We start from the raw sequence: 19585 nt of genomic DNA on the forward strand, positions 1-19585 counted from the left end.
AATGAATAAGTACCAAAGACAAACCATTTTACCCCAAGTTGGGATTAACGGGCAGCAAAAATTAGCTGAAGCCCGCGTGCTTATCGTAGGCGCTGGTGGACTGGGTTGTGCGCTTCTACCCTATTTAGCTGCGGCCGGTATTGGAAATCTAGGTATTATTGATGGTGATCAGGTTGAAGAAAGTAATCTTCACAGACAAATTCTCTATACTCCGAAGAATATTGGCGAATACAAAGCAGAAGCAGCAAAAGCTTTTTTGAAAGCGCAACAACCGGAGCTTCATTGTACCGCATATGCGGAATATTTAAGTGGAGAAAATGCACTTGGTCTATTTAAAAACTATGATATCATCATTGATGCTACCGATCGTATTGAAGTGCGGTATCTCATAAATGATGCTGCGATAATCACGAATAAACCTGTGGTTTATGGTAGTATTCATCGTTTTGAAGGACAAGTTTCGGTTTTCAATTATATAAATGGGCCTACTTACAGATGTCTGTTCCCTAAAGCCGTTGAAGTGCCGAGCTGCGAAGAAGCGGGTGTTTTAGGAACAAGCGTTGGCCTAATCGGAATGTTACAAGCCGCTGAAGTACTAAAAATCATTCTGGAAACCGGTAATGTACTTTCAGGCGAATTGCTCGTTTACAACACACTCACGGCTACGCAAGACCGGTTTAAATTTAAAAAGAATGAGAACATCCAAATAACTCAAGAATCGTTTAACGCAGCGCATAAAAACAATGATTCACCTAAAGTTTCTTTCAGCATTGATCTACTCGTAAATGGAATTTTGGTTGATGTACGAACGAAAGAAGAACAACCTAAAATCGCAAATGCTTCTGTTTTGGAAATTCCTTTGCAAGAGCTAAACTATAAAGTACAGGATTTTGAATCGTCAAAAGACTATTATTTCTTTTGTCAAAGCGGCGCACGGGCGCTACAAGCGGTTCAACTTCTAAAAAAACATAAACATATTAACGCAAAAGCACTTACAGAAGGTGCTGCTCAACTCCAAAAGCTGATCGCAACAGCTTCGGTTTAAATTAAAATAAAATGAAACAAGTATTTATACAAGGCCCCATCAGCAGTGAATTTATTGGTGATTCAATAGCAAAACATCAAAGCAAAACGAGCATTGGTGCACACAATATTTTTCTGGGTCAGGTGCGCGCTGATGACGTTGATGGTAAAAAGGTTGCGGCAATTGAGTATACATGTTATGAGGAGTTGGCAAATACCAAACTGCACGAAATTAGAGAAGCGGCATTTGAAAAATTTGACCTGATCTGTATGCATATCTATCACAGTTTGGGCACTATAAAAACCGGTGAGATTTGCTTTTTCGTTTTTGTTTCAGCTACCCGAAGAAAAGAAGTTTATGCAGCTACAGAATGGCTGGTAAACCAAGTTAAAGAACACACGCCAATTTACGGTAAAGAGATTTTTGAAGATGAAACACACCAATGGAAGGTGAATAGTTAGTTTAAATACTTCTTTAAAAAATCCTGAATACAAAAACTTATGGTTGATATAACCCACAAAATAAACACGCTAAGAACTGCTACTGCACAAGCTACAGTAAGTGTTAGCAAGCAAGAAACGATTGATGCGCTGCAGCGCAATGCAGTGCCTAAAGGCAATGTTTTTGAAATGGCAAAAACCGCCGGATTATTCGCAGTAAAGAATACACACACAAGTATTCCCGATTGCCATCCTTTGCCGGTAGAATACACAGCAGTTGACTATCGTATCGAAGGTTTAGATATCTTCATTGAGATTACCGTAAAAACCGTTTACAAAACCGGTGTAGAAGTTGAAGCTATGCACGGTGCTTCGGTAATCGCGCTTACGATGTATGATATGCTAAAGCCTATTGACAAAGGAATTGAAATCAACAACGTGAAGTTGCTCCACAAAAAAGGAGGAAAAAGCAGCTTTAAAGATCAAAATCCGTCGCGACTCAGCGCGCATATCATCGTCTGTTCAGATTCTATTTCTGAAGGAAAAAAAGAAGATAAAGCAGGCAAAGCCATTATGGAAAAACTTCAGGCGAGCGATGTTCAAATTCAAGGATATGAGATCATTCCCGATGATTTGCAAACCATTCGCAATAAAGCTATTGAACTTTCTGATACTGTTAATCTTTTAATCTACACCGGCGGAACCGGTTTAAGTATGCGCGACGTCACGCCTGAAGCTTTAGAACCTATTCTGGAGCGCCGTATACCGGGGGTTGAGGAGGCTATACGCAAGTACGGTCAAGATAGAATGCCTTATGCGATGCTCTCACGCAGCGTTGCAGGAACCTTGGGTAATTGCCTTGTTTTGGCATTACCGGGTTCAACTAACGGAGCCAAAGAAAGTATGGATGCTGTTTTTCCGCATCTGTTGCACGTATTCAAAATATTAAGAGGAGCCCAACATAATGCCGATGAATAAAACCACCGCTATATTAACCGATACTCACGGCCGCAAGCACAATTATCTGCGTATTTCGCTAAGCGAAAAATGCAACCTGCGCTGCACTTATTGTATGCCGCACGACGGAATTCCGTTGAGTCCGCGTGCCAATTTGATGAGCGCAGAGGAGATCGAAGCTTTTGCCAAAGTGTTTGTGGAGTATGGAGTGGATAAAATTAGACTTACAGGTGGTGAACCCTTGGTACGGAAAGATTTTAGTGATATTCTAGGGCGTCTGGCCAAACTTCCTGTAAAGTTATCGATCACCACCAATGCTCTACTTACCCATCGTTTTATAGCCGATTTTAAAAAATACGGACTCAAGGATATCAATGTGAGTTTAGACAGCTTGAATGCTGAAAAATTCAAGTTTATCACGCGCCGCGATCAGTATAAAAAAGCATTTACCAATATTGAACAACTCATTAAGGAAGGTTTTAATGTCAAGATCAATGCGGTTTTGATGAAAAATTTTAATGAAGATGAAATCGTAGAATTTATCAAACTCACTAAAGAGCGTGATATTAATGTGCGGTTTATAGAGTTTATGCCTTTTGATGGAAATGCCTGGAACAAAGATAAACTCGTATCTCAGGCTGAAATCATAAATCGTGTTACCGATCATTTTGGGGTTGAAGCTTTGCAACCGCTTCCTAATGAAAAGAACTTTACTGCACGTAATTTTAGAATTGAAGGTTTTACGGGAAGTTTCGGTATTATTAGTTCGGTGACCAATCCGTTTTGTGACAGCTGTAACCGTATTCGGCTTACAGCAGATGGTAAGTTGAAAAACTGTCTTTTTTCAAATGAAGAAACTAATTTATTGAAACCCTTTCGCGAAGGCGAAAAATTAGAACAACTCATTGATGAAGCGCTCAATAAAAAGAAAGCGGTACGCGCCGGAATGACTGATTTTGATCAACTCACCAACCCTGATCTGCACAGCAATAATCGCAGTATGATCGCGATTGGAGGTTAATTAATAGGTGTACAATTTATCGTAATATCTTTTAACGGAATCTTCCCAAGAAAAGCGGACGGCTTTGGCTTTTCTACGCATGACACCCCAGCGCTTACGGTCATTTTGATACACATCAATACAGTGATCAAATGCTTTTACCATATTGCTTACCGTCTCATCTATGTGTGAACCATAAAAGGCAAAACCGTCAACCCCGTCTCGCACGGTATCGATAAGTCCGCCCGTGTGATGCACCAAACAAAGCACGCCATTGCGCATAGCGAGCATCTGACTGATCCCGCAAGGTTCAAAAAGACTTGGCATAAAGTAAAGATTAGACTCTAGGTAAATAGAGTCGATTATATCTTCAGATTGCCCATTGATAAAAATAAAATTGGCGTGCTCATAACTGATGTCACGCATTAAGCGTTCATATTCGGGCTCGCCTGTTCCTAAAAGAATGAAAATGCCGTTTTTAGCTTCTAAATTTTTAAGGATTTCTTTTAATGCTTCCGGGTTTCTTTTGAAGAAGTAAAACTTTTGCTCGGTCATTCGCGCGACACTCGAAGCAACAAAACTCGGCGGATTCAGTAGCAGATGCACTACTTTTTCGCCAGTATTAGCCAGAATATCTGATTTGTATTTTTTAGATTCTTCCTGAATCCATTTAAAGATCTGAATGAGAATATTTGCATACAAATTGCCTTTTTTCGCAACGCGCATATTCTTATAATTCACGCCATTGAGGATCCCGTGAAGTCTGCCTTCAGCAAAAGCAATGCGCAAATCTTCTTCCAATCCTTCTCCCCCAATGAATTCAGGCTTGTGACTAGGTCGCATGATGTCTTGCATATAAGACGGACTCACCGTATGTACTTTATCAGAAAGTCTGATCCCAACCGCCATAAGATTGATACAATCATTATAACGTGGATCTTTGATCTTCTCATAGTCATAACCCAACTCTGGAAAGAAATTATTGATCGAAGCAAAATTATCGTTGAGCGGTCTGATTCCTTGTAAACTCAAATTATGAATACTGTATACAAACCAACTCTCTTTTAATATGGTAAAATCCTGATGAAAGGCTTTATGAAATGCCAAAAGCGCTGTGTGCCAATCATGTAAATGCACCACATCTACGTGATCAAAAATATTCTGTTTTACCGCTTGAGCAACAGCTGTATTAAAAATAAAATATTTAACTGCATCAGTAAAAAAAGGCTCTTCAGGATCATCATTATAAATATGTGCGATGTTGCCTTCAACGATCTCAGGATGATCAATCACATAATGGGTGATTCCTTCAATTTTCTTTTTAGGAGCGACCTCATAAATGGTGGCGACGGTTGCTTCCCCGCAAATATTAAATTTCAATTCTGAAATAAGGCACCCGTTTTTATGAAGTCGGTTATACGCAGGTACTACCACGTGAACGTGATCGCCGGTAGTAGCGATTTGCCTGGGCACATCTCTAACAACATCTGCCATACCGCCGGCTTTACAATTTGCCAAAGCATCATTTTCGGCTGAAACAAATAAGAAATTCTTCATCTACTGAATTAAAATTTATGCGTTACCCTCTATTTTTAAGCAAACTAAATAGCTTCTTAGAGCAATATTACTTTGTAAAAGCATTTTATTTATATGCTTAATTAACTAAGATAAGTTGATGTTGCTTAAAACCGCTATATAATTTACTGCTATGTACTTGCTATGCATCACTAAAAATAATATTTCAATCATAAATAAACGTCGTATATACATTTATTATTCATAAAAGCATGTGAAATTTTACACTACGTTAGTATTCAACTCAGTTTTTAACGAAACCCTAATACTTGAGGTGAAAATTTGACCGTAAATTTCAGATTATGAAATCTAACCAATTCTACCTTCTCTTTATTCTATTGTTAAATTTGAATGTTATTCTGTGTAACGCACAGGATAGTACGGCCACCGTTTCTGGTAAAGACTTACCCTCTAGCGAAGCCACAGTTCCTCAGAAAGGAGATTATTTGCCCAATGCCATTCAAGAATATAATGATGCGTATTTTGTTTTAAATCGCTTAAACAGACCCATCGGGCTTCCACCCAATAACTTCAATTTTCAGTCGCCTCAGGCTACATTGGAACATTTTATTGTCAAAGCGCGAAATGCTAATTTTCAAGATGCTTCATATGCGCTGAATTTAAACTTGCTTCCAGACAATCTCTCAAAAGAACAAGCCGCGACTTTAGCCGAAAAACTCTATTTCGTTTTGAATCAGCGTGTGAAAATTGATTGGGGAAGCTTGTCTGATAGACCGGATGGACAAATAGATATAAGCACAACAACCAACCAAGCGATTGCCGGAAAACCGATGCGTAGCGTGGTTTTTGGCGAAGTGGATCTTAACGGAAAAGACGTTGTTCTACGACTTCAACGGGTAAAGTATAAAGAGTTTGGCGCATTCTGGCTGATCTCTGCAAATACTGTTGAAAATATAGACGGACTATATGAAGCTTATGGTCCGCGAGAGTTAGACCGAATGATGCCCGATTGGGCACGCGTACGCTTCCTAAACATGCCTGTTTGGAAAGTTGTAGGAACCATCATTCTCATTCTACTCAGCTATTTTTTAGGAAGAGTAAGTATTGGAATTTTTAGAAAGCTCTTCAGAAAATCGAAAAAAGCTTGGGTAAATACAATCGCAAAGCGACTGGCGACTCCTGCAGGTTGGGCCATTGGAGTGTTGTTTTTTTACGTTTCGCTTAACAAACTTATTTCCTTTGGAGGTAGTTTTGCAAGCACGCTTTACGCCATTCTATTAATCGCTGTCATTGGTACGATCACTTGGTTCATCATGCGCTTTATAGACTCGTTCATGGTTTATGTTGCTGAGACTAAAATAGGTGATGCCAATCCCGAAGAGAACAATGAAGCCCGAATGATGATGACCTATATTTCTGTAGCGCGCAGGGTAATTACCTTTGTGGTTATTATCGTAGGTATCTCGGTGATTCTCTCACAGTTTAGATCGTTAGAAAAATTAGGGATTTCACTTATTGCTTCTGCCGGTTTAGCTACTGTAATACTAGGTGTAGCCGCTCAAAGTACCTTAGGAAATATCATTGCCGGTATTCAAATTGCGATCACCAGACCGGCGCGTATAGGCGATACTGTGATCATTAAAGATGATTGGGGTTATGTTGAAGATATTCGGTTTACGTATATGGTTGTGCGCACGTGGGATTTACGCAGATTGGTTGTTCCGCTCAAAACTATTATCAGTAACACTTTTGAAAACTGGTCGATGACCAGCGCGCATCAAGTGCGACCTATAATTTTATATGCAGATTATAAAATAGATGTTGATCTCGTACGCAATAAATTTGTAGAACTTCTAGAAGCTGAAGAAGATTGGGATGAAGAAAATCCGCCGACTGTGCAAGTGGTAGATGTTACAGAAAAAGCATTAGAATTACGAGCGCTTTGTAGTTCAAAAGATGCCTCTACAACTTGGGATCTACATTGTAGACTGCGTGAAAAACTCATTACCTATATCTGTTCATTAGAAGATGGAAAACATCTTTCAAAATCTCGTGTTCAATTTGAAAACACCTTGATAACTCAAACATCTGAAACAGATCCAACAAAGGAAGAAGAGAAAAAGGAGGAATAATTCCCCTTTTACAGAAGAAAATGACTTAAAACCTACTCCTCTTCATCTAGCGCCATTGCTAATTCTTCTGAAAGTTCGAGGGTATGGAAGACATTTTGAACATCGTCATCGTCTTCAAATTTTTCAGCTAGATTGAGAATTTGTTGTGCTTGATTTATGGGCAATTCAACAGTATTCAATGGAATGCGCTGTAGTTCGGCGTTTTTAGTTTCAATATTCAATTCTTCAAGGTGCTGAGCCATCTTACCGAAATCTGTAAACTCGGTATAAATCACAAAAACATCTTCGTGATTTTCAAAAGATTCCGCTCCTCCTTCGATCAATTCTAGTTGAAGCATTTCCCAATCACGTTCAATAACCGCTTTATCAAGCGTAAATACACCTTTTCGGTCAAACAAGAATTCCAACGAACCGTTTGTACCTAAACTTCCACCATTTTTAGAAAATATAGAGCGTACCGAAGCAATAGTACGATTAGTATTATCCGTAGTACATTCTATAAAAAAAGCTATTCCGTGTGGACCGTAACCTTCAAAAGTCATTTGCTCATAACTATCGGCATCTGCTCCTGAAGCTTTTTTAATCGCACGCTCGATCGTATCCTTAGGCATATTTACACCTTTGGCATTTTGTATTGCGTTACGCAAGGCTGGATTAGAATCGGGGTCTCCATTCTGATTATTCTCTTTAATCGCAACGGTAATCTCTTTGATCGCTCGCGTAAATTGTTTTGCTCTTTTCTTATCCTGGGCTCCTTTTCTGTGCTTAATATTGGCCCATTTACTATGTCCTGCCATGTTCTAGTTAGTTTTGTCTAAGAGATAATTTAAAAGATTATAAATACAGCACAAGCACTTTAACCCTTTTTTAAAGTTTTCCGCGTAATACTGAAGACATAATTATATATTTTCGGTTTACATTTGAACTATGGAAGAATTACTGAAGCAACATTATGCACATATTTTTGAACCTGAACTTCTAAAAGAAATTGCAGAAGTTGGCGTTTTAAGAGAAGTGACTGAAGGTGAAAAACTTATGGAAATCGGTCAGTATATGACCGCTATGCCTTTGTTAATTTCAGGAGCGATTAAAATTCTTCGAGAAGATTCTGACGGTGATGAACTTCTACTCTACTTCCTAGAAAAGGGCGACACGTGTGCTTTGACGCTTTCTTTCAATCGCGGACAACGCAAAAGTGAAATACGCGCAATTGCTGAGTTGGATACCGTATTGATTATGGTTCCTATTCAAAAGATGGAAGAATGGAGTTCAAAATACAAGTCTTGGCGTAATTTTATTTTTGACAGCTACCAAAACCGCTTGATGGAGATGCTTGACACAATCGATAGTATCGCATTTATGCGTATGGATGAGCGGCTATTACGCTACCTCAGAGACAAACAAAAACTAGTACAAAGCGATACCATTACAAGTACACACCAAGATATTGCCTACGAACTTCACACATCTCGTGTGGTTATTTCTAGATTACTTAAAAAGCTGGAACTCGAAGGACGTATTAAAATTCAGCGAAATAAGATTGAATTGATAGATCTGGATTAAATCTCGAGTGCCTCCCGCATCGCTTTGGCTTTTAGGAGACATTCTTCATATTCTTTTGATGCAGTGGCCGGAGCAGTGATCGCACTACCCACCGAGAACGAAACATAAGGTTTTGCGGCATTATAAAGTATACTTCTAATCACTACGTTAAAATCAAAATCACCATTGGGTTCAAAGTAACCTATACTGCCGCTGTAAAGTCCGCGCTGGTGATTTTCTAATTCTTCAATGATCTGCATAGCCGAAACCTTTGGGGCACCAGTCATACTTCCCATAGGATATGCCATTTTCAATAATTCGACAGGATCTTCTTGCAGATCAACTTCTGCACTTATCGTAGAGATCATTTGATGCACCTGCTTAAAACTGTAGACTTTACAAAGCTCTTCTACAACAACGCTTCCTTTACGCGCATTTTTAGACAGATCATTTCGTACGAGATCGGTAATCATAATATTTTCTGAACGCTCTTTGGCGTCTTGAGCGAGCATACTTGCAAGTTTAGTATCTAGCTTATGATCCATGTGCCTTGGAGCAGTTCCTTTAATTGGCTGACTTATCAGTTTGGTGCCTCTTTTGACTAAAAAGCGTTCGGGAGAGGAGCACAAAGCAAATTGCACATCTTTCTTAAAAAAAGCAGCAAAAGGCGCTTCTGAAATCTCATTAAGATGTAAAAAGCTTTTTACAGGGTCAATAGCAGCCTTCGCATAAAATTCCTGACAAAAATTGGCTTCGTAAATATCACCGCGGTGAATATGATCAAGCATTTTATTAACCTGTGAGCAGTAGGCATCGCGATTAAAACGCACTTGAATTTTAGGCTTTGTTATTGGCGCAGCTTGATTTTTGAATTCGTGTTGCGATAATAGCCCTTGATAATCGGCTTCTATTTCATGTGCAACGTGTGGCAAATACATAAAAGTGATTTGATTGCCGTTAAGCTTAACAAGTTTTTCAGGCTGAAAAAAATAGAGCTCAGGAAACTCTAAATGATCCGGATTATTAGAATCTAGATCTTCAAGTTCGTTCTTTAAATCATAGGTGAGAAATCCCAGAATGTAGTCCTGAGTTTTCTTTCTGTATTGAGACAACTTATCAAAAGCTAAGCCTGTTGAAGTTACAAGCTGTGTATGCGCCTCTACACCCAGCAACATATCAAAAGCACCATAACGGTCTTTGTTTTGGTTTGAGGTAAGCAAACAACTTACTGTCGCCCGATTAGCCCAATTTACCAATCTAGACAAAACATCAAAAGATGCAGGGATTTCTCTTGTTTCAATACTGCGCATAGCGCTGCGAAATTACAGTTTAGAAAATAAAAAAACCGCTATTGCTAGCGGTTGATTTCTATTGATTGAATTAAGTCTTATTGCTTATCGATCCAATCTTTGATCTCTTCTTTAGTTTTACCGGTTTTTTCCTGAAGCTTTCCTAGCATCTGGTCAAATTTACCTTCTGCATGCGTCGTATCATCTTCGGTAACGTCACCGTATTCTTCTTTGAATTTTCCTTTTACTTGTTTCCATTTTCCTTCTAATTGATCAGAATTCATAGCTTTATATTTTTTGTTATTAGTATTACTTAAAATTACATTTTGCTTCTGCCCTTGTGCGTCAATAAAACGCTAATGTTTATGCGGCTTGAGTTAAATTTGTCTAAATTGGAACCTATGAAAAACACTATCGCATTTCTAGCAATCTTTCTCGTGCTATGTTCTTGTAAAGAAAAGGCAAAAGAAACCGCGTCTGCTTCTTTAAAACCGGCAGATGCAACCTATTATCTTATAAGACACGCTGATAAAGTGCGCGGCCCAAACGCCGGTTCTGATCCTGAATTGAATGAGACCGGACAAGCAAGAGCGCAATTTTGGGCAGAAGAATTAAAGGAGGTTTCTTTTGACGCGGTTTACAGTACAGATTATAAACGAACCTTAAAAACAGCAGCTCCAACCGCAGAAGCTAATGATCTGGAAGTGCAATTGTATGATCCTACCGAGTTGTACAGTGCAGCATTTCAGCAGGAAACAGCAGGTAAAACCGTTTTGGTCGTTGGCCATAGTAATACAACACCGGCATTTGTAAATGAAATTCTAGGAGAACCTAAATATGATGACATCGATGATGCTCTTTATGGTTTCCTCTATGTGGTTCGAGTAAAAAATGGTTCTGCTACTGCAGAAATCAAAGATTTTAACAGCTGGAGCAAGGATTAACTTCAACCTGTTCTAAATCTATTTTTGACAGCAGTTCAAGATTTCCTGTTGTAAATAAACTGTCTAAGGATTGCAAAGGCGGAAATTGTTCTTGTGGCTTGAAGTTGCGATAATCTACAAAGCGCACCCCGTTAATCGTTCGCTCATTATAGGCCTCTCTAAAACGGGTTCCCCCTTCATTAACGTGATAATTATAAGCTAGAAAATCTACCGAAAAATCTTCGGTATTGATCCAATACATATAGGTGTCTTCAAAATCTTCACCTCCACCCTCTTCGCTAAAGGTTACCTTGATCTCAAAATAGGTTTTTCCGTTGATGCTAGCTTGACCTACTTTTTCAGCATGAACGGCTTCAGCATCCAATCCATACGGTAAAACCGAAAAATAATGTACCGAATTTACACCGCCCGATAGTGAAGTAATCAAACTGTCAGGAACAACAACTTCAGTCTCATTTATAAAACGCTTAAAATCAGAATTACTCAACTGGTCTAAAGTGTCTTTACAGCCGGGATCTGTGCAACGCTCCAGTTTAAATCTTCCGTTATTTCGATCAGCACTATAAAATTTGTCTCTAAACTTAAAAGAAATCAAGGCGGTATCTATTGTTTTTCCGCCGGCGGCCTCAATCGCGTGCGCTACAATAGCCTCTGCATCCAATTCTTTGGACGTTTCGTTACAAGCAGTTAAAAGCGTAAGTATAAAAAGTAGAACTAGTTTTTTCATCTCTTAAAATTGAAGCACAAAATTAAAGATATTTAAAGCAATAGAAAGCCCGCGTAGAAATTAGTATTTTTGTAATAAAGTGTGCAAGCACTTAGAAGGCCAAAAAATCTATGAAACAAGCAAATACCATAAACATCAAAAATAAAAAAGCACGCTTTGAATATGAGCTGCTTGATAAATATACCGCCGGAATAAAACTTGCCGGTACTGAAATCAAATCGATACGCGAGGGAAAAGCATCTATTGCAGAGAGCTTTTGTGAATTTCAGGATAATGAATTGTTTGTGATCAATATGACGATTCAAGAATACTCGCACGCAACCTATTTTAATCACAATCCGAAAAACAGTCGCAAGCTTTTATTAAACCGAAGAGAGCTTAATAAACTGCATAAAGAAGTGCGTAATAGCGGATTGACTATTGTTCCACTACGCCTATTCATAAACGATCGCGGACTTGCTAAAATGCAAATTGCACTGGCAAAAGGTAAAAAGTTGTATGATAAGCGCGAAGCCATCAAAGAACGTGATTCTAAAAAACGTTTAGGACAAATTAAAAAGGCTTTCAACAATTAATGCAACACGCATAAAGTAGCTTACGTCTTTAGATAAAACTTCTCTTATGATCCAAAAGCTACTTTTTTGCTTCTTTTTATTGATCACTTGTTCTGCCAATAGCCAAATCAACGGATTGGTAACCAGTGAAAATGACGAACCTCTTTCCTTTGTAAACATCTATCTAAAAAATAATGCTAGAGGTACCACGACCAATGGGGATGGAATTTATCAATTAGACATCTCTGCTCCGGGAACGTATACGCTAGTTTTTCAATTTTTAGGATATACTACTCAAGAAAAGACTGTTAGCGTTGAGACATTTCCGTATACACTCAACGTCACCTTAACTGAAGAAACGACCTCTTTAGATGAAGTACTGATCAACGCCAATGAAAATCCCGCAAATCGAATCGTTGAGGCTGTAATTGCAAAAAAGCCCGAGATACTAAAAAAACAAAACGCGTATACCGCAGACTTCTACTCCAGAGGTTTATGGCGAGTTGAGAATGCTCCAGAGAAAATTCTTGGTCAGGAAATAGGTGATCTGGGAGGCGGTTTAGATTCGACAAGAACAGGTATTGTTTATTTAAGTGAGACCATTTCGAAGATCGCCTATCATGCACCCGATGATTTTAAAGAAACCATAACCGCTAGTAAAGTAAGTGGTGATGATAACGGTTTTAGTTTCAATAGTGCGCAAGAAGCAGAATATTCTTTTTATAATAATACCTTGGAGATAAATACTCAGTTGATCTCACCATTAGCTGATAACGCTTTTAATTATTATCGGTATAAACTTATAGGAACCTTTAGAGAAGGTGACAAACTGATCAACAAAATAGAAGTAACACCCAAGCGAGCTAATGATCGCATATTTCAAGGTGTTATTTACATCGTCGAAGATGATTGGCAACTTTATGGTGTAGAACTTACAACTACGGGAGCTGCGATTCAAGTACCTTTTGTAGAATCGCTAGTTTTTAAACATAATTTTAAATACGACAGCCAAACCGATTTATGGGTGAAAATCTCGCAGAGTATTGATTTTAGCTTTAAACTTTTTGGCTTTGGAGGTAATGGAAGATTTACAGCAGTCTACAGTAATTATAACTTTTTGCCCGAATTTGATCGCAGTACATTTACCAATGAAGTACTAAGTTTTAAACCTGAAGCCAATAAAAAAGACAGTATTTTCTGGAACAAAATACGTCCCATTCCGCTTACTATTGAAGAACGATCAGATTACACGCTTAAAGACAGTATTCAGGAAATTCGTGAGTCTAAACCCTATAAAGATTCTGTTGATCGCGTGCAAAACACCCCCGGAATTTTAGATCCGTTACTTGGCTATAGTTATACCAATTCCTATGAGCGCTGGCGTGTGGGTTATAACGGTCCGTTGACTACGCTCAATTTCAATACTGTTCAAGGTTTTAACGCTACAGCAGGTTTATTTTACAATACGTGGTCTGAGAACTCTACCCAAGCAACCTATGCCAATCTTAATGCAAACTATGGGATTGATGATGATAAATTGCGCTTTACCAGCCGTATAGCCAAACGCTTTAACCGAATCAACAATCGTACTTTTGCCATCGAAGGAGGAACCAAAGTCCAGCAGTTTAATGCCCGAGACCCCATTTCAAATCTTGTAAACAGTATTTCGACACTTTTCTGGGAACGGAATTATATAAAATTATATGAATTGGATTATGCAAGATTCAGTTACAGTGAAGAGCTTGTAAATGGTCTTCAGCTTTACGCCAATGCGGGCTATGAAAAGCGCTCCCCCTTATTTAATACCACAGATCAAGTTTGGATCAAAAATCCTGTCGCATATACTTCTAACAACCCTTTGCTACCACAAGATTTCAATACCGCTGCAATACAAACTCACGAGTTGGCAAAACTCAATGCAAGAGCAGTTATCAATTTTGGCCAGAAGTATATGAGTTATCCTGATGGTAAATTCAATATGAATGAATCTAAATTCCCTACGTTGACATTAGATCTTGAACAAACTTTTGCTGCTTCTGATGCGGCTTATAATTTCACTCAGGTTGCAGCTCAATTAAAGCAAGAATTTGATATTTCAAATAAGGGAAATTTTGGATACACTTTACGTGGAGGAACCTTGTTCAATGCAGACGACATAAGTTTTGTAGACTACCAGCACTTTCAAGGCAATCAGACGAGAGTGCAGCTAGATGGACGCCATTTAAACGGATTTAATTTACTTCCGTATTACGATTTTAGTACCAATACCAGTTATTTTGAAGGGCACGTAGAACATAATTTTAAAGGTTTTGTTCTAGGAAAAATACCAGGAATACGTGCATTAAATGCAAATCTTATTTTAGCCGGACATACACTTTATACAGCGCAAAAACCGTATTACGAGTTTTCGGCAGGAATTGGAAATCTAGGCTTCGGAAAATTTAAATTCTTACGTGTGGATTATGTAAGATCATTCAACGGACCAAACAAAGATGGTGCGTTTGTTTTCGGTCTTAGTTTTTAAAACTAAAACAGTTCTCAAATAATAGAATCTTAACTACTATTTTCAATGACAAAGAAACTGAAACAACCTGAAGTTTGGCTTCGTGGTCCTATTGAAGAAATACCACAGCTTTTGCAACCTGCTGCCCACGCTTTGCTACAGACCTCTGAAGAATTACCCTACTGGTTAGATGAATTTCCGGATGAGCAATTGTGGGAGAAACCAGCAGGAAGAGCTTCGGTAGGTTTTCATTTGAAACATCTAACCGGTGTTTTGGATAGAATGCTTAGCTACGCTCAAGGCAGGGCTTTAACCCAAGAGCAATTTGATTACTTAAAATCAGAAGGAATACAAGATGAAACCAGTACCACCGAAGAACTTATTGCAAATTTTCAGCAAAAAGTGGTACAAGCACTGGCCTATTTTAAAACTTTAGATGAGTCTACCATAAAAAGTGCTAGAACTGTAGGCCGAAAAGAATTGCCTTCTACAGTAATTGGATTACTCTTTCACGCTGCAGAGCACAGTCAGCGTCACTTGGGTCAATTGATCGCTACTGTGAGTTTTGTAAAGGCCAATTAATTATTTACTATTTTGTTTTTTAACGCATAGAGCACCAAACCTATGCGACTTTTAACTTCTAGCTTTTTAAATAATGTGTCTCTATAATTATCGATCGTTTTAGGACTTAGACACATCTCATTGGCAATCTCTTTATATGTTTTATCAGAACAAGCCAATTCCATAAATTCAAGTTCTCTGCTAGAAAAATTTTCTAAAAGAGATTCCTCATCCTTTTTTGAGACACCTCGAAGTAGTGCTGTTGTCACATTATCGGTATAAAAATGGCCTTTGGTGAGCACTTCGGTAAGAGCAAGATGTAAGGTATCTGGATGAATATCTTTTAGTAAATAACCTTTACTCCCGGCCTTAAGCATTTTAATTATCGTCTCTTCATCATCATCCATAGAAAGGGTGATCACCTTAATGTTTGGCTTGTGTTCATTTAACCAAGCTATGGTTTCAAAACCATTCATAATAGGCATATTTATATCGAGAAGAATAATACTTGGTTCTTTATTCACCGTGCTCAATTTGTTGATAAGATCATTGCCATTACGCGCCATTAAGGCTACTTCAAAACCATCAAAACTATTTATAAGGCCCTGCAACGACTGTGCAAAAAGAACATGGTCATCAACAACACCTACGATACAATTTTCCATAGAGATTGTCTTATTAGTTTGATTAACTTCTTTACTAAAGGTAGTCATTATTATTTATACTTGTTTCTTTAGGTATTTGATTTGCAATAAAGTACCCTTCTGCTTCTCTGATTGAATATCAAAATCTGCAGCAATTAATTGTGCTCTGCTTTTCATATTTACAAGGCCAGAACTCCTCGTGATTTTTTCAATTTCAAAGCCTACACCATCATCTTCGGCGGTAATTTTAAGTTCATTTGGGGTATATAAAAAACAGATACTTAAATGGGTGGCTTTTGCATGTTTTATGACATTGCTTAAAAATTCCTGAATAATTCTAAATAGAATTACCATATCATCCTTAGGCAAATCAAACGCATTCCCTTCGAGTGTAAATTCTGTTTTAAGAAACTTCAGACGTTCAAGACGATTGAGTTCGTTCTTTGTACTTTCAACAAGTCCCACTTGATGAATAACTTCATTATTTAGATTCTTGGATAAAGCTCTGATCTCACGTAGTGATTTACCAATCAACCCTTTGATTTCTGTGAGGTCGTCGTCTGAATTCAGTTTATTTTTTGAAGTGAAAATGTTGAGCTCCAAATTAGCGACGGAAAGCAACTGGCCTATATTATCGTGAAGTTCTCTACCTACATTTTTTAAGGTTACTTCTTGAATCTCCAACTGCGTACGTGCTACTTCCTCCTGGTATTTTAGAATTGCTTCGTTGCGCTCGGTAATAAATTTAATTTTACGTTTTTGAAAAACTACAAATAAAAAAACTACAACGATCAAAAACGCTAAAAGAACAAGAGAGCAAACAATAATGAGCTGCTCAAAAGATTGGGAGATATTTTCATCAAACGTGAGTTTCATAACTACGCTCAATTGGTTTCAAGCGGATGTTCAATAGTACGACGATTTGCTTTTATAAATGCAATCGCAATACAACAATACTGAATACAGTTGATTAAAAATAAAACAACGCTCAGTATAACGGGATTCTCTTGTAGAAAAAAGATCAGTGTGATATAAAATGGCAAGTAGGTTACGCAATAAATAAGAATCCCAAAACAAACCCAAAAATAGGGAGACTGTGTAATATTGAGCACTACTTCTCTGCTTAACATTTCTACAAAATAAAAAGCAACTGCAGCGATCAACAATAAAGTACCTAAAGAAAACGAGTAGGATAGATAATTATCAGCTATCGATCCACTCAAGAGCGCATCTACAAACCAAAAGACAACATAAATTATAAAAAATACTTTAATGATCTTTCTACGCTGTGCAGATGCGAGTATTGAATGAAACCACGCTAGGAAAAAAGCGAAGTGAACTAAAATATAAATATTATATGGTAGTGTATTTGGGATACTGAATAGTTCATAAGAAAACCCAGCAACAAACTCGTTCACAACCACATAAAACAAAAAATAGAGTACGTATTTAAATTTGTGATTTTTAAACTCTTTATACCTTATAATACCAATTACAAGGGCTATAAGTTCTAAATACTGAGAATAGGAGCTCAATGCTTCCATAGCCCTATTTTTAATTATTGATAATCTTCTGGTGGTGGTTTTCTTAAATGTCCCATATTTAGTGGAGGCACATCTAAATCTTCTTCATCTGTTTGAAGATATGCATTAAAATTAATCATTGAAGCTTCGTTAGAAACAGCTTTTACTCCTGTCGGGACAATAAATAAGGTAGAATATCCTGCTACCGATTCATCATGATGATCCTTAGGATACGCCCCATAATACACACGCAATCCATTTACTGAGTAGCCTTTTTCATTAGCTAAACTTTTGGCATAAGCAATGTATTGCTCCAAGTCTTCAATAGACCACCAACTTGATCGGCTGTCGGGCATCCCAATAGCTTCGTTAATCACATTAGCTCTGGTCTTAGTAAAGGTTCGGTCTAGAATTTTAGCCTCTTCAATAGAAATTACTCCTTCAGGAGGTTTACTCGAATTACCTTGTTCTGCACAACTTATAAAAGTAGATACAGCGAACAACGATAAAATAATAAATAGCGTGTTGCGCATAGTTTTAGAATTTTCAATTAGTGAAACTAAAGTAAAACTTTTGCTAACAAATAGATTGACAGCAGGTTAAATAGGGGGAAATTCCCCATTGCGCTTAGGGCAAATACTGAAATTAAAAAAGGGTTTTATACAGCATACGGATTCAGGAAATTAACCACTGAAAATCAACAAATTATATCTCTAGCTTTGAAGTGCAAAAAATCTAAATTCTCCAATTTATGCTCTACGAATCGCTCGAAATATTACGAGAGCAAGTAGCAAATTATCTCGAAGAGATGGGCTTAGGATCTAATATTGTAGTATTAGATTCTATTGCTCATTTTATAGATAATACAAATAGAGATAATGAACCTCTAGATAATAAAGTCATTCTTTCTTTACTCAATCTTCAGGAAGAGATGGCGCTCAAAAACCAACGCAATTACACGATAGAAGCCGGTAAACCTGTTTATCGTAATGCGCCGGTAAATCTGAATGCTTATATCCTGTTTACGTGTAACAGAAGTGACTATGCGTTTTCCCTTCGTTCTTTAGCCTCAATCATAAGTTTCTTTCAAGGGAAGAACAGTTTTAATCATAAAAACACACTTTTTTCCCGCAATACTCAAGTGATGCAGTCGGTTACCGAGTTTCAATTTACCACAGAGCTTTTTACACCTTCCTTTGAAGAACTCAATTATATCTGGAGTATGCTCGGCGGTAAAGCCTATCCGGCGGCGATGTACAAACTCAACATTATCAAACTCCAAAGAGAACATATTCAGGATGAAGGAGCTTTACTTACGCAGGTTCATACACAATATAATCAGATCACGTCATGAGTATTGCGTCACAATATCGCCCTTTATTTGAGGTTGCCATATATCACAAATATTTTTTAGATGATGGTTTAACTGCGTTTGATGATAACGAACTCCTTCAGAAAAAACAATTGGCTAACTACAATTGGAATAGCTTCGGAAAGGTCATACCTACTCCACAAACTTCGGCACTTCTCAAAAATCATAGAATGTTACTGAAGCAAACTCAGGAAGGCTTTTTAGTGCTTACTGAAACTGAAAAAGTAAGCGATGACCCTACTACTTTTAAGCCATTGGTAACGCTTGATCCAGAACTTATACTTGACTTTTATATACAGCTTACAGACGCTCAATTCTTCAATTTCACCGATTTAGATGTTTCTAGCGAGCTTCCGCTTTTTATAAGTAATTATAATACGCTTTATAATGCTGCAGATCCGGTATTTATTGCTCCTTACAACAATTCCTCTAATGCAAAAAATCACCGTACATCAGCACTGATGCAAGCGCATCTTTACAAGAAATACCCAGAATTGAAAATAAACAAACTCGTCTTGATTTCTTTACAAATGCGAAACTCAAGATCAGGCTTGAATTTAATACTCAATAACGGAAATCTTCCACAGGTAATGCCACACTTTAAAATCGTTTTTCATAACCGCAAAACGATCTGGCGCTACTTTTCAGGAAGCTCAAAAAATTTACTTTTTTCAACGGATCCCGACGAAATGCCACTAGTAAAAAATGGAATTATCCCAGTAAATCAAGGTAATACCGACTACCCCGCTCCCAATCCCAGCAGAATTATTCAAGAACGTAACCCCGACGGCACCATAAATAAAACATATTCTAACATCTATATTAATTAAACACTTT

The 19585-nt window shown here is 37.8% G+C and carries 21 protein-coding genes; 12 read left to right on the plus strand and 9 right to left on the minus strand.

The window, feature by feature from the left end; translation table 11 throughout:
- Position 1 precedes the first annotated feature (1 nt).
- Genes WA338_RS15280 through moaA form a run of 4 tightly spaced genes read left to right on the plus strand, consistent with a single transcriptional unit; the run spans position 2 to position 3442 of the window.
- On the plus strand, positions 2-1045 hold the full coding sequence (locus WA338_RS15280; protein ID WP_272985553.1) for a HesA/MoeB/ThiF family protein: 1044 nt from the start codon (positions 2-4) through the stop codon (positions 1043-1045).
- An 11-nt stretch (positions 1046-1056) separates the two neighbouring features.
- Positions 1057-1485, plus strand: coding sequence for a molybdenum cofactor biosynthesis protein MoaE (locus tag WA338_RS15285; protein ID WP_272985555.1), 429 nt, complete (start codon positions 1057-1059; stop codon positions 1483-1485).
- A 39-nt stretch (positions 1486-1524) separates the two neighbouring features.
- Complete coding sequence (gene moaCB / locus WA338_RS15290; protein ID WP_272985557.1) at positions 1525-2442, plus strand: bifunctional molybdenum cofactor biosynthesis protein MoaC/MoaB; 918 nt, start codon at positions 1525-1527, stop codon at positions 2440-2442.
- Positions 2435-3442, plus strand: coding sequence for a GTP 3',8-cyclase MoaA (gene moaA, locus WA338_RS15295; protein ID WP_272985559.1), 1008 nt, complete (start codon positions 2435-2437; stop codon positions 3440-3442). The genes moaCB and moaA overlap by 8 nt, the downstream gene beginning before the upstream one ends.
- Here moaA and WA338_RS15300 read toward each other — a convergent pair whose 3' ends face one another.
- Complete coding sequence (locus WA338_RS15300; protein ID WP_272985561.1) at positions 3443-4978, minus strand: glycogen synthase; 1536 nt, start codon at positions 4976-4978, stop codon at positions 3443-3445. It lies immediately after the preceding gene.
- 320 nt (positions 4979-5298) lie between these two features.
- Between WA338_RS15300 and WA338_RS15305 the strand changes: the two genes are divergently transcribed.
- Entirely contained in the window at positions 5299-7089 is a 1791-nt protein-coding gene (locus tag WA338_RS15305) for a mechanosensitive ion channel family protein (protein ID WP_272985563.1), read from the plus strand.
- Positions 7090-7121: 32 nt separating this feature from the next.
- On the opposite strand, the gene WA338_RS15310 is transcribed toward WA338_RS15305, so the two are convergent.
- The gene (locus WA338_RS15310; protein WP_009780119.1) at positions 7122-7886 is read right to left on the minus strand and encodes a YebC/PmpR family DNA-binding transcriptional regulator; all 765 of its coding nucleotides are present in this window, start codon (positions 7884-7886) and stop codon (positions 7122-7124) included.
- A gap of 130 nt (positions 7887-8016) precedes the next feature.
- Between WA338_RS15310 and WA338_RS15315 the strand changes: the two genes are divergently transcribed.
- Positions 8017-8652, plus strand: a complete 636-nt coding sequence (locus WA338_RS15315; RefSeq protein WP_272985564.1) for a Crp/Fnr family transcriptional regulator — start codon at positions 8017-8019, stop codon at positions 8650-8652.
- Here the strand turns inward: WA338_RS15315 and WA338_RS15320 are convergent.
- Together WA338_RS15320 and WA338_RS15325 are read right to left on the minus strand one after the other, a co-directional pair.
- Positions 8649-9941 carry an anthranilate synthase component I family protein gene (locus WA338_RS15320; protein WP_272985566.1) on the minus strand — a complete coding sequence of 431 codons (1293 nt, stop codon included), beginning with the start codon at positions 9939-9941 and terminating at the stop codon, positions 8649-8651. The genes WA338_RS15315 and WA338_RS15320 overlap by 4 nt on opposite strands.
- A gap of 77 nt (positions 9942-10018) precedes the next feature.
- Complete coding sequence (locus WA338_RS15325) at positions 10019-10204, minus strand: CsbD family protein (RefSeq protein WP_009780116.1); 186 nt, start codon at positions 10202-10204, stop codon at positions 10019-10021.
- A 117-nt stretch (positions 10205-10321) separates the two neighbouring features.
- Here WA338_RS15325 and WA338_RS15330 point away from each other — a divergent pair, with 117 nt between their 5' ends.
- The gene (locus WA338_RS15330) at positions 10322-10864 is read left to right on the plus strand and encodes a SixA phosphatase family protein (RefSeq protein WP_272985568.1); all 543 of its coding nucleotides are present in this window, start codon (positions 10322-10324) and stop codon (positions 10862-10864) included.
- On the opposite strand, the gene WA338_RS15335 is transcribed toward WA338_RS15330, so the two are convergent.
- Positions 10842-11591 (minus strand): DUF6503 family protein, encoded by a 750-nt coding sequence (locus WA338_RS15335; protein ID WP_272985569.1) that lies wholly within the window; start codon positions 11589-11591, stop codon positions 10842-10844. The genes WA338_RS15330 and WA338_RS15335 overlap by 23 nt on opposite strands.
- A gap of 110 nt (positions 11592-11701) precedes the next feature.
- Here WA338_RS15335 and smpB point away from each other — a divergent pair, with 110 nt between their 5' ends.
- The 3 genes from smpB to WA338_RS15350 are packed head-to-tail and all read left to right on the plus strand — an operon-like array spanning position 11702 to position 15230.
- Positions 11702-12166 (plus strand): SsrA-binding protein SmpB, encoded by a 465-nt coding sequence (gene smpB / locus WA338_RS15340; protein WP_009780113.1) that lies wholly within the window; start codon positions 11702-11704, stop codon positions 12164-12166.
- A gap of 46 nt (positions 12167-12212) precedes the next feature.
- Positions 12213-14669: a DUF5686 and carboxypeptidase regulatory-like domain-containing protein gene (locus WA338_RS15345; RefSeq protein ID WP_272985571.1), complete on the plus strand. Its 2457-nt coding sequence runs from the start codon at positions 12213-12215 to the stop codon at positions 14667-14669.
- Between the two features lie 45 nt (positions 14670-14714).
- Complete coding sequence (locus tag WA338_RS15350; RefSeq protein ID WP_272985572.1) at positions 14715-15230, plus strand: DinB family protein; 516 nt, start codon at positions 14715-14717, stop codon at positions 15228-15230.
- Here the strand turns inward: WA338_RS15350 and WA338_RS15355 are convergent.
- The 4 genes from WA338_RS15355 to WA338_RS15370 are packed head-to-tail and all read right to left on the minus strand — an operon-like array spanning position 15227 to position 17909.
- Entirely contained in the window at positions 15227-15874 is a 648-nt protein-coding gene (locus tag WA338_RS15355; protein ID WP_272985574.1) for a response regulator, read from the minus strand. The two genes, WA338_RS15350 and WA338_RS15355, sit on opposite strands and share 4 nt — an antisense overlap.
- A 54-nt stretch (positions 15875-15928) precedes the next feature.
- Positions 15929-16729, minus strand: a complete 801-nt coding sequence (locus tag WA338_RS15360) for a sensor histidine kinase (RefSeq protein ID WP_272985576.1) — start codon at positions 16727-16729, stop codon at positions 15929-15931.
- 8 nt (positions 16730-16737) lie between these two features.
- Complete coding sequence (locus WA338_RS15365; RefSeq protein ID WP_272985578.1) at positions 16738-17397, minus strand: hypothetical protein; 660 nt, start codon at positions 17395-17397, stop codon at positions 16738-16740.
- A 14-nt stretch (positions 17398-17411) separates the two neighbouring features.
- Positions 17412-17909, minus strand: coding sequence for a hypothetical protein (locus tag WA338_RS15370; RefSeq protein WP_272985579.1), 498 nt, complete (start codon positions 17907-17909; stop codon positions 17412-17414).
- A 218-nt stretch (positions 17910-18127) separates the two neighbouring features.
- On the opposite strand from WA338_RS15370, the gene WA338_RS15375 reads away from it, so the two are divergent.
- Positions 18128-18730, plus strand: a complete 603-nt coding sequence (locus WA338_RS15375; RefSeq protein ID WP_272985581.1) for a DUF4255 domain-containing protein — start codon at positions 18128-18130, stop codon at positions 18728-18730.
- Complete coding sequence (locus tag WA338_RS15380) at positions 18727-19578, plus strand: hypothetical protein (RefSeq protein WP_272985583.1); 852 nt, start codon at positions 18727-18729, stop codon at positions 19576-19578. The genes WA338_RS15375 and WA338_RS15380 overlap by 4 nt, the downstream gene beginning before the upstream one ends.
- Positions 19579-19585: the final 7 nt, after the last annotated feature.

Origin of the sequence: Leeuwenhoekiella sp. CH_XMU1409-2, assembly GCF_037029365.1 — a bacterium.
Taxonomy (GTDB): domain Bacteria; phylum Bacteroidota; class Bacteroidia; order Flavobacteriales; family Flavobacteriaceae; genus Leeuwenhoekiella; species Leeuwenhoekiella blandensis.

Excerpts from the sequence above, each read along its gene's own strand:
- WA338_RS15280 (WP_272985553.1), top strand. The coding sequence starts at position 2 with ATGAATAAGTACCAAAGACAAACCATTTTACCCCAAGTTGGGATTAAC.
- WA338_RS15285 (WP_272985555.1), top strand. The coding sequence starts at position 1,057 with ATGAAACAAGTATTTATACAAGGCCCCATCAGCAGTGAATTTATTGGT.
- moaCB (WP_272985557.1), top strand. The coding sequence starts at position 1,525 with ATGGTTGATATAACCCACAAAATAAACACGCTAAGAACTGCTACTGCA.
- moaA (WP_272985559.1), top strand. The coding sequence starts at position 2,435 with ATGAATAAAACCACCGCTATATTAACCGATACTCACGGCCGCAAGCAC.
- WA338_RS15300 (WP_272985561.1), bottom strand. The coding sequence starts at position 4,978 with ATGAAGAATTTCTTATTTGTTTCAGCCGAAAATGATGCTTTGGCAAAT.
- WA338_RS15305 (WP_272985563.1), top strand. The coding sequence starts at position 5,299 with ATGAAATCTAACCAATTCTACCTTCTCTTTATTCTATTGTTAAATTTG.
- WA338_RS15310 (WP_009780119.1), bottom strand. The coding sequence starts at position 7,886 with ATGGCAGGACATAGTAAATGGGCCAATATTAAGCACAGAAAAGGAGCC.
- WA338_RS15315 (WP_272985564.1), top strand. The coding sequence starts at position 8,017 with ATGGAAGAATTACTGAAGCAACATTATGCACATATTTTTGAACCTGAA.
- WA338_RS15320 (WP_272985566.1), bottom strand. The coding sequence starts at position 9,941 with ATGCGCAGTATTGAAACAAGAGAAATCCCTGCATCTTTTGATGTTTTG.
- WA338_RS15325 (WP_009780116.1), bottom strand. The coding sequence starts at position 10,204 with ATGAATTCTGATCAATTAGAAGGAAAATGGAAACAAGTAAAAGGAAAA.
- WA338_RS15330 (WP_272985568.1), top strand. The coding sequence starts at position 10,322 with ATGAAAAACACTATCGCATTTCTAGCAATCTTTCTCGTGCTATGTTCT.
- WA338_RS15335 (WP_272985569.1), bottom strand. The coding sequence starts at position 11,591 with ATGAAAAAACTAGTTCTACTTTTTATACTTACGCTTTTAACTGCTTGT.
- smpB (WP_009780113.1), top strand. The coding sequence starts at position 11,702 with ATGAAACAAGCAAATACCATAAACATCAAAAATAAAAAAGCACGCTTT.
- WA338_RS15345 (WP_272985571.1), top strand. The coding sequence starts at position 12,213 with ATGATCCAAAAGCTACTTTTTTGCTTCTTTTTATTGATCACTTGTTCT.
- WA338_RS15350 (WP_272985572.1), top strand. The coding sequence starts at position 14,715 with ATGACAAAGAAACTGAAACAACCTGAAGTTTGGCTTCGTGGTCCTATT.
- WA338_RS15355 (WP_272985574.1), bottom strand. The coding sequence starts at position 15,874 with ATGGAAAATTGTATCGTAGGTGTTGTTGATGACCATGTTCTTTTTGCA.
- WA338_RS15360 (WP_272985576.1), bottom strand. The coding sequence starts at position 16,729 with ATGAAACTCACGTTTGATGAAAATATCTCCCAATCTTTTGAGCAGCTC.
- WA338_RS15365 (WP_272985578.1), bottom strand. The coding sequence starts at position 17,397 with ATGGAAGCATTGAGCTCCTATTCTCAGTATTTAGAACTTATAGCCCTT.
- WA338_RS15370 (WP_272985579.1), bottom strand. The coding sequence starts at position 17,909 with ATGCGCAACACGCTATTTATTATTTTATCGTTGTTCGCTGTATCTACT.
- WA338_RS15375 (WP_272985581.1), top strand. The coding sequence starts at position 18,128 with ATGCTCTACGAATCGCTCGAAATATTACGAGAGCAAGTAGCAAATTAT.
- WA338_RS15380 (WP_272985583.1), top strand. The coding sequence starts at position 18,727 with ATGAGTATTGCGTCACAATATCGCCCTTTATTTGAGGTTGCCATATAT.